The organism is Ruminococcus sp. NATIVEDY161, assembly GCF_045819895.1.
Lineage (GTDB): Bacteria > Bacillota > Clostridia > Oscillospirales > Acutalibacteraceae > Ruminococcoides.
Genome location: NZ_CP162392.1, coordinates 1,740,794 through 1,756,569, shown reverse-complemented (window position 1 = coordinate 1,756,569; position 15,776 = coordinate 1,740,794). Strand labels below are relative to the sequence as shown.

The window sequence follows — 15,776 nt, the reverse complement described above, 5'->3', positions numbered from 1 at the left end:
ATTCTTCCTTATCTGTGCGCGAGGACTTCAAGACCTTCGCGGATACCCTCGCACAGCGCGTCAATATCTTCCTTTGTGTTGTGCTTTGAAAAGCTGATTCTCAGCGCGGAATCGGCTCTTTTTTTATCAATGCCCATCGCGCTCAAAACGTGGCTGGGCTTGCCCTTTGCGCAGGCGCTGCCCGAGCTTACGTAAACCTCCCTTTCCTCGAGGAAGTGGAGCATTGTCTCGCTGCGAACCCTGCCCGCGGTGATGTTGAGCACGTAGGGCAGGGCGTTTTCGGGAGAATTGAACAGCACTCCGTCAATCTCCGAAAGCCTTTGTACAGCGTAATTTTTCAGCTCCTTGACGAGCCTGTAGTTTTCTTTAATATCGAACTCCGCGCAGGCCTCGCCGAACGCCGCGATAAGCGGAAGCGGCTCTGTGCCCGGACGAACCTTTTTCTCCTGCTCGCCGCCGAACTGCCGCGAAACAAGCCTTACTCCGCGTTTGATGTAGATTGCTCCCACGCCCTTGGGCGCGAAAACCTTGTGACCGCTGACGCTGATTAAATCCGCGCCGAGCTTTTTTGCCTTTATCTCGAGCTTGCCGAACGCCTGAACCGCGTCGGTGTGGCAGATGATATCGGGATTTTTGAGCCGCGCGAGCTCGAAAATTTCATCGACGGGGTTAATCGCTCCCGTCTCGTTGTTGACATACATTACCGAGACGAGCGTTGTGTTTTTGTCAACCTGCTCGGCAACGTCGTCGGGACTGATTGTGCCGTCGGCGCAGGGCGTGATGTACACGACGTCCCAGCCGTTTTGCTCCAAATGCTTTGCGGCTTCGAGCACGCTGCTGTGCTCCTCCGAGGAAACAACAATCCTCTTGCCCGAGCGCTTTTTTGCCTCAGCCGCGCCGAAAATTGCGAGGTTGTTCGCCTCGGTTCCGCCGCTCGTGAAAAAAATCTCCTCATGCTGAGCGCCGAGCCTTTCGGCAAGTGCCTTTCGCGCCTGCTCGAGCTCCTTTTCGGCTTCAATTCCCTTTGTGTGGAGCGACGAGGGATTGCCGTAGATTTCGGTCATTACCTTAAACGCCTTTTCTGCCGCGGACGGACTGACCACCGTGGTAGCGCTGTTGTCAAGATAGTGCTCCAAACCCTTCTCCCCCATTGTAATAGTAATATTTATTTTATTATACTACATACCGATAAAAAAATAAAGTGATAAATTTAACATAAATCAAAAATTTTCGCGAATAATAATGGCAAATTGTTGATGTAAAAGGCGGAGATATTATGGTTAGCCGAAAAGAGTATAATAAAATTGTTGAGCGCAACTCGCCCAAATCCAAGACCCTGCAAAACTGCGCGAGGGCGTTTGTGTTCGGCGGAGCATTTTGCGTGCTCGGTCAGGGGATAATGGAGATTATTTCGCTTTGGGGCGTTAAAGAGCAGGACGCGAGGACGCTTACCTCCGTCGCGCTGATATTTTTGGGAGTACTGCTCACACTGCTCGGCGTGTACGACAAAATCGCCAAGCACGCCGGCGCAGGCACACTCGTGCCGATTACGGGCTTTGCGAACGCCGTCAGCGCGCCGGCGATTGAGTTCAAGACCGAGGGCTTCATCACGGGAGTGGGCGCAAAAATGTTCATCATCGCAGGACCGGTGATAGTGTACGGCACGTCCGCCGCGATAATCTACGGCGCGGTGCTGTGGGTACTGCATATGTTCGGGATAACGCTGTTTTGAGTTAAATTGCCGCGTTGCGGCAGCTAAATTTGCCTTCGGCAAGCTAAATTGTTTCCTGCGGAAACAGCTAAATTACAGCTTGCGCTGTAGCTAAATTGCGCTTCGCGCAGCAGATTTAATCTAAACGTTTGTTGATATTCGTAGGGGCGGACCCGTGTGTCCGCCCGTGAGCTAACGCTTTTGTTACGTCCAAATATGTGGGTAAATTGGCAAGCTTAAATTGACCGTCCTCGGGCGCACACGCAGGTAATTCCCCTGTTAGGGGAAATGTCGCAAAGCGACAAAAGGGTTGCCGTTGTGCTAAGAACGCCCCTACAGTGTCAAGGAAAAATTGTGATATAGGAAACGTCTGCCCCCTCCGTCACGGCATAAATGCCGTGCCACCTCCCCCGTCGCGACGGTGGAGGCTTTAAAATTTTAAAACAAAAAGAGCTGAGAGCTATTAAACTCTCAACTCTTAACTCTAAACTCTATTAAAGGCTTCTTACTCTAACAACGCCGTCGAGCGCCTTAATGCCGTCAGCGTCAGCGCCGTTTGCGTCGATGATTGTATAAGCGTAGTCGCCGCGAGCCTTTGTTACCATAGCCGCAACGCTGCCTGCCTTGCCGAGGATCGCCTTTGAAAGCTCCCCGTCGTTCTTGTGGATAACGCAAATTCTCTGAGCGCCTGCTGTGCGCGGAAGCGATACCGCAGGAAGGTTGACCGAGTTGATGATGTTGCCGTTCTCGATGTACTCCTTAACCTGGTCGCACGCCATTACTGCGCAGTTGTCCTCGCTCTCGGGAGTTGAAGCGCCGAGGTGCGGAAGAACAATTACGTTTTCCTCGCAGAGAACCTTGTCGTTGCCGAAGTCGGTTACGTACTTTGCAACCTTGCCGCTCTTAAGCGCGTCGAGCACCGCGTCGGTGTTTACAAGGCCGTCACGGCTGTAGTTGAGAATACGAACGCCGTCCTTCATCTTTGCAATCATATCAGCGTCAACCAAATCCTTGGTGTCGGGAGTGAGCGGAACGTGGATTGTGAGGTAGTCGCAGGAAGTCATAACCTCCTCGTTGCTCTTAAGGAGCTTAACGTGGGGATTGAGCTTGAGCGCGTTGGGAACGGACATAAAGGGATCGAAGCCTACAACCTTCATACCCAGAGCGACAGCGGCGTTCGCAACGAGAATACCGATTGCGCCGAGGCCGATTACGCCGAGGGTTTTGCCTGTGATTTCGGGACCTACAAACTGGCTCTTGCCCTTTTCTACCATCTTGCCGACAGCGTCGCCGTTGCCCTTGAGCGTCTTAGCCCACTCGATACCCTCGACAACCTTTCTTGACGAGAGCAAAAGACCTGTGAGCACGAGCTCCTTAACGGCGTTAGCATTCGCGCCGGGAGTGTTGAAAACAACAATTCCCTGCTCGGTGCACTTGTCCTTGGGGATATTGTTTGTGCCGGCGCCTGCTCTTGCGATTGCAAGGAGGTTGTCGCCGAACTCCATGTCGTGCATAGCGGCGGATCTTACCAAAATCGCGTCGGGGTTCTGAACGTCGTCGCCGTAGCTGTAGCCTTCACCGAGACGGCTTGTGCCGACTGCGGCAATCTTATTAAGTGTAAGTACGTTGTACATAAAATCAGTCCTTTATCGAATTAATTACTTATTCTTAGCTTCAAAGTCCTTCATAAACTCAACGAGCTTTTCAACGCCCTCATAAGGCATAGCGTTGTAGATAGAAGCTCTCATACCGCCGACTGTGCGGTGACCTTTAAGGTTAACAAAGCCTGCCTCGGTTGACTCCTTAACAAACTTAGCGTCCAAATCAGCGTCGCCTGTTACAAAGGGAACGTTCATCAGCGAACGGTCCTCGGGTACAACCGTACCCTTGAACAGCTCTGAGCTGTCGAGGAAATCGTAAAGAAGCTTAGCCTTCTTTTCGTTGCGCTCCTTCATCTTGTCAAGTCCGCCAACCTCGTTCTTGATCCACTCGAGCACGAGCTTAGCAACGTAGATTGCGTAGCAGGGCGGTGTGTTGTAGAGCGAATCAGCGTCAGCGTGAGTCTTGTAGTTGAGCATTGTAGGAGTGATATCCATAGCGTTACCGATGAGGTCCTCGCGAACGATTACGATTGTAACGCCTGCGCCCGACATATTCTTCTGAGCGCCTGCAAAGAGAAGTCCGAACTTTGAAACGTCGAGGGGCTCGCTTACGATGCAGGAAGAAATATCAGCTACGAGCGGAATATCGCCTGTGTCGGGAAGCTCGTGGTAAACTGTGCCGTAGATAGTGTTGTTAAGGCAGATGTAAACATAGTCTGCGTCCTCGCGGAACATAGAACGGTCTGTCTTGGGGATGTAGGTGAAGGTCTTGTCAGCCGATGAAGCGACAGCTACGGCGTCGCCGTAACGCTGAGCCTCAGCGAGAGCCTTCTTTGCCCACTGACCTGTTACGATGTAGTCAGCCTTGTTGTTCTTATTCATAAGGTTGAGCGCTACCATAGCGAACTGGGTTGAACCGCCGCCCTGGAGGAACAGAACCTTGTAGTTGTCGGGGATGTTCATTACTTCTCTGAGAAGCGCCTCGGCGTCCTTGATGATTTTGTCATACGCCTTGCTGCGGTGGGACATCTCCATTACGCTCTGACCTGTACCCTGGTAGTCGAGCATTTCCTCCGCGGCTTTCTTAAGAACAGACTCCGGAAGCATTGACGGGCCTGCCGAAAAATTGTAAACTCTTGCCATTGTTATTACTCCCTTTTCTATAAATTATTTCAAATAATTTTAAAAATTACCGTTTTTGATTATACGCCTTTAAAAATGCTATGTCAATATTTTATAGGATATTTGTTAATTTTTTAACGCTTTTCAGCTTTATTACAATGAAATCTTGCCGATTGTTGAGAGAATATCGTCCTTCATCCTGAGCGCTTCATTACGCGCGGCTTTTGCAAAGTCATCCTCGGTAAGTCCCTGCTTTTTCCATGCGCACATTATGCCGCGGCTTGAATTGATAATCGCGCCGAGACCGTTTTTATCAAAGGCGTTCTTTGCGTCCTGCGCGCCGCCGCCCTGAGCGCCGTAGCCCGGAACGAGGAAGAAGGTGTGAGGCGCTTTCTGCCTCATTTCCAAAAGCTGGTCGGGGTATGTTGCGCCTACAACAGCGCCCACGCCCGAGTAGCCGTACTTGCCGGGAAGCTCCTCTCCCCAGCTCTCGCACATTCTGCCCATCTGCTCGTAAACCGTAGCGCCGTTTTCAAGCTTCATATCCTGGAGCTCGCCGGAGCTGGGATTTGAGGTCTTTACAAGGACAAAAATGCCCTTGTCACCCTTTTTGCAAATCTCGCAAAGCGGCTTGATACCGTCGGTGCCGAGGTAGCCGTTGACCGTCAGCGCGTCCGCGCCGAAGGCTGAGATTTCCTCGCCGTCAACCACGGTAGTGCCGAGGTGAGCCGCGGCGTAAGCTTCCATGGTAGTGCCGATGTCGTTGCGCTTGCCGTCGGTCATAACGAACATTCCCTTTGACTGCGCGTAGGCGATTGTGTCGGCAAGAGCCTTAACGCCCTGCCAGCCGTACATCTCGTAATAAGCCGCCTGGGGCTTGATTGCCGGCACGATGTCGTAAATTTCGTCGATAATAGCCTTGTTGAATTCGAGCAGGGCAGCCGCCGCGCCCTCAAGGGTTTTGCCGTACTTTTCAAAGCAGGCGGACTTGATGGACTGCGGAACGTAGTCGAGCTTGGGATCAAGACCTGCTACGGTGGGGTTTTGCTTTTCAACAATTTTTTCAATTAATCTGTCGAATGACATAGAACTCTCCTTATTATGAATTGATGATGTCGTACAGGTCGTTTGCGAACTTGTAATAATCGGTTCTGTCCTCGCTGACAAACTGAATTGCCGGACGCGGATGGGTATTGTACTGACCTGTGAGCATATAGGGAATGTCATATCCCCATTTTACGCCCTGCTCGCGCAGAGTGTTCATATGCTGCTGAATGAATTTGATAATCGGGTTGACCTTGTACTTCGGGTTTTTGAGGAAGCCGAGCAAAAGCTCCAGCGCGCAGTTGCCTGCGCCTCTGCCCATTCCGTCAACCGTGGCGTCAAGGTAGCTTGCGCCGTAAGCCATCGCGTCGATTGTGTTCGCGAAGGCGAGTTGCTGATTGTTGTGCGCGTGAATACCCGTGAGCTTGCCGTATTTCTCGGCAATTTCACCGTACATCTCGGCAAAGCGCCTTGCCTCCTCGGGGTAAAGCGAGCCGTAGCTGTCCACGATGTAGAAGCACGAAACCGGGGTTTGACCGAGAATTTCAAGCGCGGTTTTTAAATCTTCGGTACGTGCCTTTGAAATTGCCATAATATTTATGGTAGTCTCATAGCCCTGCTTTGCGCAATACTCAATCATCTCGACCGCGGCAGGAATTGTGTTGATGTAAGTAGCAATTCGAATGAGGTCGATAGGGCTTTCCGCCTTGGGGATAATGTCCTCCTCAAAGTCGGTTCTGCCGACGTCCGCCATAACCGCGATTTTCATTTTGGTGTTGTTCTCGCCGACGATTTTGCGGATGTCCTCGTCGTTGCAGAACTTCCATTTTCCGAAATCGTCCTCGTCAAAAATCTCCTTAGATGCCTTGTAGCCGAACTCCATATAGTCGACTCCTGCCTTGAGATTTGCCTTGTAGAGCGACTGTACAAATTCGTCGCTGAAGCGGAAGTCGTTGCAAAGTCCGCCGTCGCGGATTGTAGCGTCGACCACCCGTATGTCCTGTCTGACCGACAGGAGGTTACCTTTCTGTGCCAATATTACCACTCCTATATAGCTGAATTCGCCGCGTTGCAGCAATTCAAAATTAACAACTGTAGGGGCGGACCCATGTGTCCGCCCGCTGACAACCGCAACGTTTTCCTTGATTTCCGGGCGGACACATGGATCCGCCCCTACGGTTATCGTCCGGCGTTTTATTTATCGATAAACACTGTTTTTCCGCCCAAGATTGTCCTCTTGACCTTGCCGGTTAACGTCATTCCCTTGAACGGTGTGTTTTTGCTTTTGCCGTGGAGCTTGTCAACGTCCACCGTCCACTGCTCGTCAAGGTCGACAAGCGCGATATCGGCAGGCGCTCCCACGCTCAGCGTTCCTGCGTTAATTCCGAGGATTTTTGCCGGGTTAACGCTCATTTTTTCTATCAATTCCTCAAAGGTCAGCAAGCCTGTTTTAACAAGGTACGTAATGCCGACCGCCAGCGAGGTTTCCATGCCGATTGAGCCGTTCGGCGCTTTTTCGAAGTCCGATTTTTCCTCGGGCGTATGGGGCGCGTGGTCGGTCGCGATTGCGTCGAGCGTGCCGTCGCGCAAGCCCTCGATAATCGCCTTTACGTCCTCGGCGGTTCTCAGCGGTGGGTTCATTCTGTAATCCGCGTCGCGCTTCAAAAGCTCGTTTTCCGTGAGCGAAAAGTAATGCGGCGCGGTCTCGGCGGTCACCTGAACTCCGCGGTTTTTTGCGTCGCGGACAAGCGCAACGCTCGTCTTGGTGCTGACGTGGCAGATGTGAATCGGAACATTCTCCGCCGCGGCAAGGGCGATTTCACGCGCTGTTCCGCAGTCCTCTGCCGCCGCCGGAATTCCCTTTATTCCGAGCTTTTCTGAGATTTCTCCGTCGTTGAGCTTGCCGCCGCTTGCGATAAACAAGTCCTCGCAGTGGGCGACAACCCTCATGCCGAGCTCCGGCGCTTTTTTCATCGCCTCGCGCAGAAATTCGGTGTTTTCAACCGGTCTGCCGTCGTCGCTGAGCGCAACCGCGCCTGCGGCTCTGAGGGCTTCAATGTCGGTTTTTTCCTCGCTTTTGAGCCCCTTTGTAACGCTCGCGGCAACGTAAACGTGCGAATCAGCCGAGCTTGCTTTATCAATAATATACTTTACCGTTTCGGGGGAATCGGTTGTGGGACTGGTGTTCGGCATCGCGAGCAGGCTTGTAACTCCGCCTGCCGCCGCCGCGCGGCAGCCTGTGATTATATCTTCCTTTGCGGTCTGTCCCGGGTCGCGGAGATGCACGTGCATATCCACAAGTCCCGGTACGGCGCAAAGCCCTTCGGCGTTAATAACCTCGCCGTTTGACGTGAGGTTTTCGCCTGTTTCAGCGATTACGCCGTCGATTATTTTTATGTCGCAAACGCCGCAGAGGTTATCCGCAGGGGACACGACCTTGGCGTTTTTAATTAAAATTTCTGACATTTACTTCTCCCTATCTTCTGCGCGGAGGATTTCCTCTGCGGTTTTGAGAGCTTGACGGTCTGCGCCGACTGCTTGGACGCCGCTGTCCGCTGCTCGGTCTGCGCTGCGGAGGCTTGCGGTCGGTGCGCTTGTGAACCTGTACAAGTCCGCCGTTTTCTGCCTGCCGGCGCTGTCTTTCGGCGCGTTCACGCGCGCGGCGCTTGCGGTCCTCCTCGTACTGCTGACGTTTTTTGAGAGCCTTTTTGCGCTTAATCTCGCGCCTTACGTTGGTTATAAAGTATCCGCAGTGTACAAAGAAGCTCTTAATTCCGCCTGCGATTGACTTAACAACGCCCTTGAACTTTTCGCCCTTCTTGGGGGGTTCCTTTTCAAACTCGTCGGCGCGGCGCTCCATCTCTCCGATTACGTCGTACTCCTCGGCGTTTTGGATATCCTTGCTGCTGATTACGCCCATAACCCTCTTGGGCGCTTCGTCGAAGAAGTCGTTGCTGTCGGCAAACTTTGTGCGCTTTGCCTCAGCCCTCACGAGAACCTCGTCGTTGTTGTACTGCTCGTCCTCGTCCTCCTCGTCGGACTCAAACACCTTGATTGCGTTTTTAATCTCTTCCCTGAGAGAGTTTTTACGCTCATCCCTGCCGGGCTTTTCTCCGTAGATTTTCACGGTCTGCTCGGGAGCTCCGGTTTCTCCGGCTTCGTCAACAAACTCAGCCTCGGGGATTTCGCCGGTTTCGGGAGCTTCCTCTTTTTCGGGGATTTCCGCAGTTTCGGCTTCGGGTTCTTCGGAAGGTTCTTCCTGAATTTCCTCAGCGGCTTCCTCCTGAACCTCTTCTGCTTTTTCTTCCGTCACTTCCGCGGTTTCTTCCGCTTCGGGCTCAGCCAAAACGGGCTTAGCCTCGGTATTTTCGATTACCTCGGGAGAACTCTCGGTTTCTTCCTGAGCTTCTTCTCCGACGGTTTCCTCTGTATTTTGAGCCTCGTCAGCCGCGATAACCGCGCCTGCCGCTGCCGCCGCAAATCCGATTTTGCCCGGCTTATCGGGGAAGTCGAATTTTTTGGTCGAGGAAGTGTTTTCCTCTGGCTGTGCCGGCTCGTCCTCAAAGAACTCTGACACTTGGTCGGTTTTACTTAAAGTGTCGTCCTTTGCCCTTTCCTGCTCCTCCTCGGCTTCGGGAAGAGCCTGAGTAAAATTTGCCTTTTCACCGTTATCCTTCCTGTCGTCACCGAGCAGAGCGTCGATTTCGTCGTCGGAATAACGTCTGCCCTGCTTTTCGGGCTCGGGCTTTTTGCGCTCGGTGCGGTCGAAATTGTCGAGGTCGTAGGAATTGTCCGCGGTATCAGTCTGAACGGTAGTGTTGGCTGAGGTTTCATCAGCGGAATACCTTCCGCCGCGCTTGGGCTCGGGACGGTTAGAGGTGTACTTGCCTGCAAGCTCCTCTAAGATTTTATCATTCTTTGACTTTTTCTTACGGCGCTTTGATGTCCTGACGATGATTATGATAAACACGATAATCAGGATTAAAAGCACGCCTGCACCGATTAATATGTACGGCATCATCGGGTTGGAAAGGTTGAAAATCGCGAGCTTGCCGAACTCGGCGCTCTTAACGATTCCGCTGAAAATTTCGTAGTCCTGAGCGGTAACGTTACCGCCGTTGCGCTGGAGAGTGATGTTAACGCTCTTGCCCTCGTAGACGGTGTTCGCCTGGTACGCCTGAATCAGCGAGCCCGACTCGTTAACGCGGATATTGAACTCGAGCCAAACGACGTTTGAAACAGCCTGGTCTACGGTGCAGGCGGTGTACTCGGTCTGGCTGAGGAAGTTCCTCGCAACCTCGCTGAGCTTGTCGGATTCGAGCTGGTTGTAGTTTACGAGCTGAGTGCTCTGGTCGGTGGTCTGAACCGACACGGTGACGGTCAAATCCGCGCTGCTGTTCATACCCTGAAGGTAGATGTTCGACGCCTCAAAGCGCTGCATTGTGGAGTTGTAGTCAATGCCGAACAGCGAAAAATACTTGTCGTTAGCGTCTGCCGAGCGCGTTACCGCGGTCATATCCTCGGGCAGGGTAATCTGCATATTCGACGCCTCGGGAATTGAGTAGGTCTGCCCTGCGGCGAAAACATTGAGCACGCCTGCAAGGGTGATTAAAGCGCACAGCAGGACTGCCGAGGCTTTTTTCAGCGATTTAAATTTCATTTCCTTTTCCCCCCGGAAAATAAATTTTATAGTTTTATTTTACAGTTTTCACAATAAAACATACACTAAATTATTATACTAAATTTTCGCGCGAAAAACAAGCGTTTTTTATCAGGAAATATGCCGTTATTGCGGTGGATTGGGGCTTGTTTTTTGTGTTTTTTGATTTAAAACGTTTGAATCCAATTTAAACGAATAATTCATACCGTAGGGGCGGACCCGTGTGTCCGCCCGCAGGACAGGAACACAACATTTGTTTTATTATGATTATTTGTGTGATGAATTAAACGTATGTTAATCGCGATAAAAAACGGATTGTTTGGTAAACACGGTTCACGTTTCCCGGGCGGACACACGGGTCCGCCCCTACGGTGTTAATCAAAAGTTTCCGATAAATATATTTAACTCTAAACATTAAACTCTAAACTCATAACTCTAACAAAAAAAAGCTGCCGGCGTTTCCGTCAGCAGCTCTGTGTGATTTTGGGTATTAGTTATGTTTTTGCGCTTAAATAATATGACCTTTAGCGCGGATTACGTCGATTACCCGGTCAACGTACTTTTCGCAGGTTTCGTCACTGTCAGCCTCAACCATAACGCGGATAACAGGCTCTGTGCCTGATTCTCTGAGGAGAATACGTCCGCTGTCACCGAGAGCCTCGGTTACCTTCGCAACCTCAGCCTGTACGTCGGGATCGTTCTTTGCGTCGGGCTTTGACTTAACCTTAACGTTCTTGAGCACCTGGGGATACATAACCATCGGTGCAGCGAGCTCGCTCATGGGCTTCTCCTTGGCAAGCATAACCTCCATCAGCTTAAGCGATGTGAGGATACCGTCGCCTGTGGTAGCGTACTTTGAGAAGATGATATGTCCGGACTCCTCGCCGCCGATGCGGTTGCCGGTTTTAACCATATTCTCATAAACGTACTTGTCGCCTACAGCGGTTTTGTCGCACTCAATGCCGACCTTTTCAAGAGCCTTGAAAAGACCGTAGTTGCTCATAATTGTAGCAACGACCTTGTTGTTGAGGAGCTTGCCCCTCTCCTTCATATAAACGCCGTACATATAGATGATGTGGTCGCCTGTGATGACGTTGCCCTTTTCGTCAACCGCAAGGCAGCGGTCGGCGTCGCCGTCGTAAGCAAAGCCTACGTCGAGGCCGTTGTCAACAACAAACTTCTGCAAATGCTCGATGTGGGTTGAGCCGCAGTCGGTGTTGATGTTGTAGCCGTCGGGAGCGTCGTTGATAACGTAAGTTTTTGCACCTAAAGCGTTGAAAACGCCCTTTGCGATATTCCAAGCCGCGCCGTTTGCAACGTCAAGACCTACCTTTACGCCCTTGAAGCTGTACTTGCTCATTGAGATGAGGTAGCCGATGTAGCGGTTACGTCCCTCAACGTAGTCAACGGTACGTCCGATGTCCTCGCGGTGAGCGATCGGAATTTCAATCTTGTCGTCGATGTATTCCTCGACCTTTAAGAGGGTTTCCTCCTCCATCTTCTCGCCCTTGGAGTTGAGAAGCTTAATGCCGTTGTCATAGAACGGGTTGTGTGAAGCGGAAATCATAATACCGCAGTCAAAGTCGTCGGTACGGGTGATGTAAGCAACCGAGGGGGTTGTTGTTACGTGCATGATGTAAGCGTCAGCGCCGCTTGCCATAAGACCTGTGCAGAGCGCGTACTCAAACATATAGGAAGAACGTCTGGTGTCCTTACCGATTACGATTTTTGCCTTTTTGCCCATGTTCTCACCGAAATACCAGCCGAGGAAACGGCCGATTTTTACAGCGTGCTCAAAGGTCAGGTTTTTGTTGGCTTCGCCTCTGAAGCCGTCTGTGCCGAAATACTTGCCCATCAGTCAGTCTTCCTTTCTACAACAACGCCGGGGGTCTTGCAAATGCTGTTCTCGGGGATAACTCCGCGAACGCATGAGGTGGGATATACGTTTGAATGTCTGCCGATAACCGTGCCGGGGTTGAGAACCGCGTTACAGCCGACCTCAACATAGTCGCCTACCATAGCGCCGAACTTTTTAACGCCGGTCTCGAGGTGCTCGTCGCCGTTGTGAACTACAACGAGCTTTTTGTCGGACTTAACGTTTGATGTGATTGAACCCGCGCCCATGTGCGAGAAGTAACCCATGATTGAGTCGCCCACGTAGTTATAGTGCGGAGTCTGAACGTGGTCAAAGAGGATAACGTTCTTGAGCTCTACCGAGTTGCCTACCACGCAGTCTGCACCTACAAGCGCCGAGCCGCGGATAAACGCGCAGTGTCTTACCTCGGTATTCGGGCCGATAATACAGGGAGCTCCGAGATACGCCGAGGGGAATACGGTTGCGGTCTTGTGAACCCAAACGTTTTCGGAAACCTCCTCGTAGTCGTCACCGAGGGTTTTGCCAAGCTCAATAATAAAATCCTTAATGCCCTTTAAGGCTTCCCAAGGGTATGTGAACCGGGAAAGATAGTCCTTAGCGAGCGTGTGGTCGAGATCGTAAAGATCCTTGATTGTATACATTAAAGTCTCTCCTTACTTTCGATATCCAGGAAGTACTTGTAAGCGCCTACTGTGAGCTCGTCGCAGGCAGCCTCGTCGCAGGCGATGATAGCGCCGTTGTGCATCTGAAGCGCGGAGCAGGTCCACTTGTGGCTTACAGAGCCCTCAACAGTCTCGGCAAGAGCCTTAGCCTTGTTGTGGCCGTTGATGAGGATAAGAACCTCTTTTGAATCGGTAACTGTGCCTACGCCTACCGAAAGAGCCTGAGCCGGAACAGCCTCGGGATCGTTGCCGAAGAAACGTGAGTTTACGATTCTTGTGTCGGTGGTGAGGTTACGAACGCCTGTGCGTGAAGCAAGGCTTGTGAAGGGCTCGTTAAAGGCGATGTGGCCGTCAACGCCGATGCCGCCCATGAAGAGGTCGATTCCGCCGTAGGAAGCGATTTTCTCCTCGTATCTTGCGCACTCACCCTCGGGATCGTCAGTCATACCGTTGAGGATGTTGATGTTTTCTGGCTTCATATCAACGAGGTGATCGAAGAAATTGTCGTGCATAAAGTACCAGTAGCTCTGGTCGTGCTCGTGAGGAAGGCCGAGATATTCGTCCATGTTGAAGGTAACAACGTTAGCGAATGAAAGCTCGCCGTTCTGGTTCATTGTGTAGAGCTCCTTGTAAACGCCGATGGGCGATGAGCCTGTGGGAAGTCCGAGCACAAAGGGACGGTCCTCCTTGTGAGCCTTGATTTTCTGAGCGATGTAGTTTGCCGCCCACTTGCACATTTTATCGTAATTGTCCTGAATAACAACTCTCATGATTTTTATCTCCTTTTAAGCTAACATAATAATAAATTTCAAAGCGGCGGAAGAACCTCTGTTACAGTTTTAATTCTGCTTTTTACTTTCTTCCTGACGACACGCTGTTTGCCGTGGCGGCACCCGCCGAATCTTTCGATAACCGCCATTCCTCGTCAACCTTTTACGGTCCGGGCGCTAACAGTCCTTTACTCTCCTTTCACAAGTGGCTGTTTTACTAATATGCAGGACTAAGAAAAATCAGCCCGCATAATCATTAAAATTTTACCATATAAGGTGCTGAAAGTCAAGAAGAACGTCCGCCGTCAAGCACCATACAAGTACAATTTTGCAGGTTTGTACAGCTAATCCTGCAAAAGCAATCTGATAAACTGTAATATTACATAAAAAACGCAGGCAGCGTTATGCTGCCTGCATTAAAATTTTACTCTTTATGATTAAACGTCGGCACTAAATCGCTGAGGAGCTCAACGGTTTTTTCGCTGTCGTTCGAGTCGGCCGCAACGCGGATCCCCTCTAGCTTGTGCCTGAGAACCTCTGAATCGACATTGATTTGATTGCCGATAAAGATTTTCTTGTTCTCCGTGGATTTAAGACCTTCCTCGTCCATCAAAAGCTCCTCAAAAAGCTTTTCGCCCGGGCGAAGTCCGGTAAACACAATCGGAACATCCTTGTAGGGAACCTTGCCGTACATTCTGATAAGGTTCTCCGCGAGGGTTGTAATCTTGACCGGAGCGCCCATATCGAGGACGAAAATTTCGCCTCCCTTTGCCATCGCTCCTGCCTCGAGCACGAGCGACACCGCCTCGGGAATCGTCATAAAGTAGCGGATGATGTCGGGGTGGGTTACGGTGACCGCCGAGCCGCTCTCAATCTGGCGGCGGAACAGCGGAATTACCGAGCCGTTCGAGCCGAGCACGTTGCCGAAGCGCGTTGTCACGAACTCGGTATGCTTTGACTTTTGGGCTCTCGCCTGAATAATCATCTCGCAGGCGCGCTTTGTCGCTCCCATAACGTTTGTGGGGTTAACCGCCTTGTCGGTCGAAATCATAACGAACTTGTCAACGTTGTAAAGCTCGGACAAAGTTGCGACGTTGAACGTGCCGAAAATGTTGTTTTTAACGGCTTCCTCGGGCACGGTCTCCATAAGCGGAACGTGCTTGTGAGCCGCGGCGTGGAACACAATCTGGGGACGGTATTTTTTGAAAATGGTCTCCATTTTGTTGTAGTCGCGCACGGATGAAATTATGGTTTCGAGGTTAACCGCCGTGCCGTATTTGAGCAGAAGCTCCTGCTGGATATCGTAGGCGTTGTTCTCGTAAATATCGACAATTATAATCTGCTTGGGGCTGTAGGAAGCAATCTGACGGACGAGCTCCGAGCCGATAGAACCGCCGCCGCCCGTAACCATGCAGACCTTGTTTGCGATGAACGCGCTGATTTTTTCGCGGTCAAACTCAATCGGCTTTCTGCCGAGCAAATCCTCAATTTTAATCTCCTGAGCCTGGGTGATAAGCGGCTTGTCCTCGGTAAAGAGCAGCTCGCTGAGGTACGGAATAACCTTGATAGTGCACTCGGTGTTTGAGCAGTAGTCGAGAATTCTGCGCTTTTCGTCCTCCTCGCAGGATGGAACGGCTACGATGATATTTGTCACCCTTTGCTCAGCGCAAATCTTCGGAATTTCGCGGCAGGTGCCGAGCACCTCGACGCCCTTAAACGTCGTGTGCAGCTTGGTGATATCGTCGTCAACAAAGCCGACGGGTTCAAGGTTGTGCGAGGGATTGTTCTCGTCCTTTTGCGCGTTGAGAATCTCGGTGACAATCATTCTGCCTGCCATACCCGCGCCGACAACCAGCGTGCGATCGGTGTTTTCGGCGGCTTCGGATTCCGAAATCGTAAGAAACGCCCTCTTAAAAATAAACCTGAACAGCAGCACTCCCGCGGTCGCTGCAATAAAGTACAGCACATACAAAATCTTTCGCGCAGGAACATTGAGCAGTAGTAAAATTACGTAGCCTACCACAAAGCCCAAGGTCATCGCGAGTGCCGTCATCAGATAATCCTTTGAGTTGAAGTACCGCCACGCCCGTGAATACGAGCCGAACAGCATCATCATAAATACGCAGGTAATCTCGGTTATCAGAATATAAAACAAAAGTCCGCGGCTCGCCTCCGCGCCGTAGTAAAAATACGGCTTGAGCTCTCCGAAATTAATGGTGTTGAACAGCTCGAGCGCGTAGTTCAATACAATTCCGCTGACCGCGATTATAAATACATCCGCAAGCAGCAAAATCATCTTGCGGTAGTTGAACTTCCTCATTTCACTAATC

12 protein-coding genes are annotated in these 15,776 nt (G+C 51.3%); 1 reads left to right on the top strand and 11 read right to left on the bottom strand.

Translation table 11 applies throughout. The features are described from left to right. Positions 1-8 precede the first annotated feature (8 nt). Positions 9-1,136 carry a cysteine desulfurase family protein gene (locus AB1I50_RS08350; protein ID WP_407723588.1) on the bottom strand — a complete coding sequence of 376 codons (1,128 nt, stop codon included), beginning with the start codon at positions 1,134-1,136 and terminating at the stop codon, positions 9-11. Positions 1,137-1,276: 140 nt separating this feature from the next. Here AB1I50_RS08350 and spoVAC point away from each other — a divergent pair, with 140 nt between their 5' ends. Further along, positions 1,277-1,732, top strand: a complete 456-nt coding sequence (gene spoVAC, locus AB1I50_RS08345) for a stage V sporulation protein AC (protein ID WP_407723587.1) — start codon at positions 1,277-1,279, stop codon at positions 1,730-1,732. A 473-nt stretch (positions 1,733-2,205) separates the two neighbouring features. Here the strand turns inward: spoVAC and AB1I50_RS08340 are convergent, their stop codons facing one another. From AB1I50_RS08340 to AB1I50_RS08295, 10 genes are all read right to left on the bottom strand, one after another. Beyond that, a complete protein-coding gene (locus tag AB1I50_RS08340) occupies positions 2,206-3,345 on the bottom strand; it encodes a 3-phosphoglycerate dehydrogenase family protein (protein ID WP_407723586.1) in 1,140 nt (379 codons plus the stop codon). 24 nt (positions 3,346-3,369) lie between these two features. After that, entirely contained in the window at positions 3,370-4,455 is a 1,086-nt protein-coding gene (gene serC, locus AB1I50_RS08335) for a 3-phosphoserine/phosphohydroxythreonine transaminase (RefSeq protein WP_407723585.1), read from the bottom strand. 132 nt (positions 4,456-4,587) lie between these two features. Then, positions 4,588-5,520: an orotidine-5'-phosphate decarboxylase gene (gene pyrF, locus AB1I50_RS08330; protein ID WP_407723584.1), complete on the bottom strand. Its 933-nt coding sequence runs from the start codon at positions 5,518-5,520 to the stop codon at positions 4,588-4,590. Between the two features lie 13 nt (positions 5,521-5,533). Further along, complete coding sequence (locus tag AB1I50_RS08325) at positions 5,534-6,523, bottom strand: aldolase catalytic domain-containing protein (protein ID WP_407723583.1); 990 nt, start codon at positions 6,521-6,523, stop codon at positions 5,534-5,536. 149 nt (positions 6,524-6,672) lie between these two features. Further along, a complete protein-coding gene (locus tag AB1I50_RS08320) occupies positions 6,673-7,944 on the bottom strand; it encodes a dihydroorotase (protein ID WP_407723582.1) in 1,272 nt (423 codons plus the stop codon). A gap of 10 nt (positions 7,945-7,954) precedes the next feature. Next, on the bottom strand, positions 7,955-10,138 hold the full coding sequence (locus tag AB1I50_RS08315) for a hypothetical protein (protein WP_407723581.1): 2,184 nt from the start codon (positions 10,136-10,138) through the stop codon (positions 7,955-7,957). A 508-nt stretch (positions 10,139-10,646) separates the two neighbouring features. Then, entirely contained in the window at positions 10,647-11,993 is a 1,347-nt protein-coding gene (gene glmM, locus AB1I50_RS08310) for a phosphoglucosamine mutase (protein ID WP_407723580.1), read from the bottom strand. Continuing rightward, positions 11,993-12,655: an acyltransferase gene (locus AB1I50_RS08305; protein WP_407723579.1), complete on the bottom strand. Its 663-nt coding sequence runs from the start codon at positions 12,653-12,655 to the stop codon at positions 11,993-11,995. Before AB1I50_RS08305 ends, glmM begins: the two co-directional genes overlap by 1 nt. Continuing rightward, on the bottom strand, positions 12,655-13,446 hold the full coding sequence (gene nagB, locus AB1I50_RS08300) for a glucosamine-6-phosphate deaminase (protein WP_407723578.1): 792 nt from the start codon (positions 13,444-13,446) through the stop codon (positions 12,655-12,657). Before nagB ends, AB1I50_RS08305 begins: the two co-directional genes overlap by 1 nt. Before the next feature lie 424 nt (positions 13,447-13,870). After that, positions 13,871-15,766, bottom strand: a complete 1,896-nt coding sequence (locus tag AB1I50_RS08295; protein ID WP_407723577.1) for a polysaccharide biosynthesis protein — start codon at positions 15,764-15,766, stop codon at positions 13,871-13,873. Positions 15,767-15,776 lie beyond the last annotated feature (10 nt).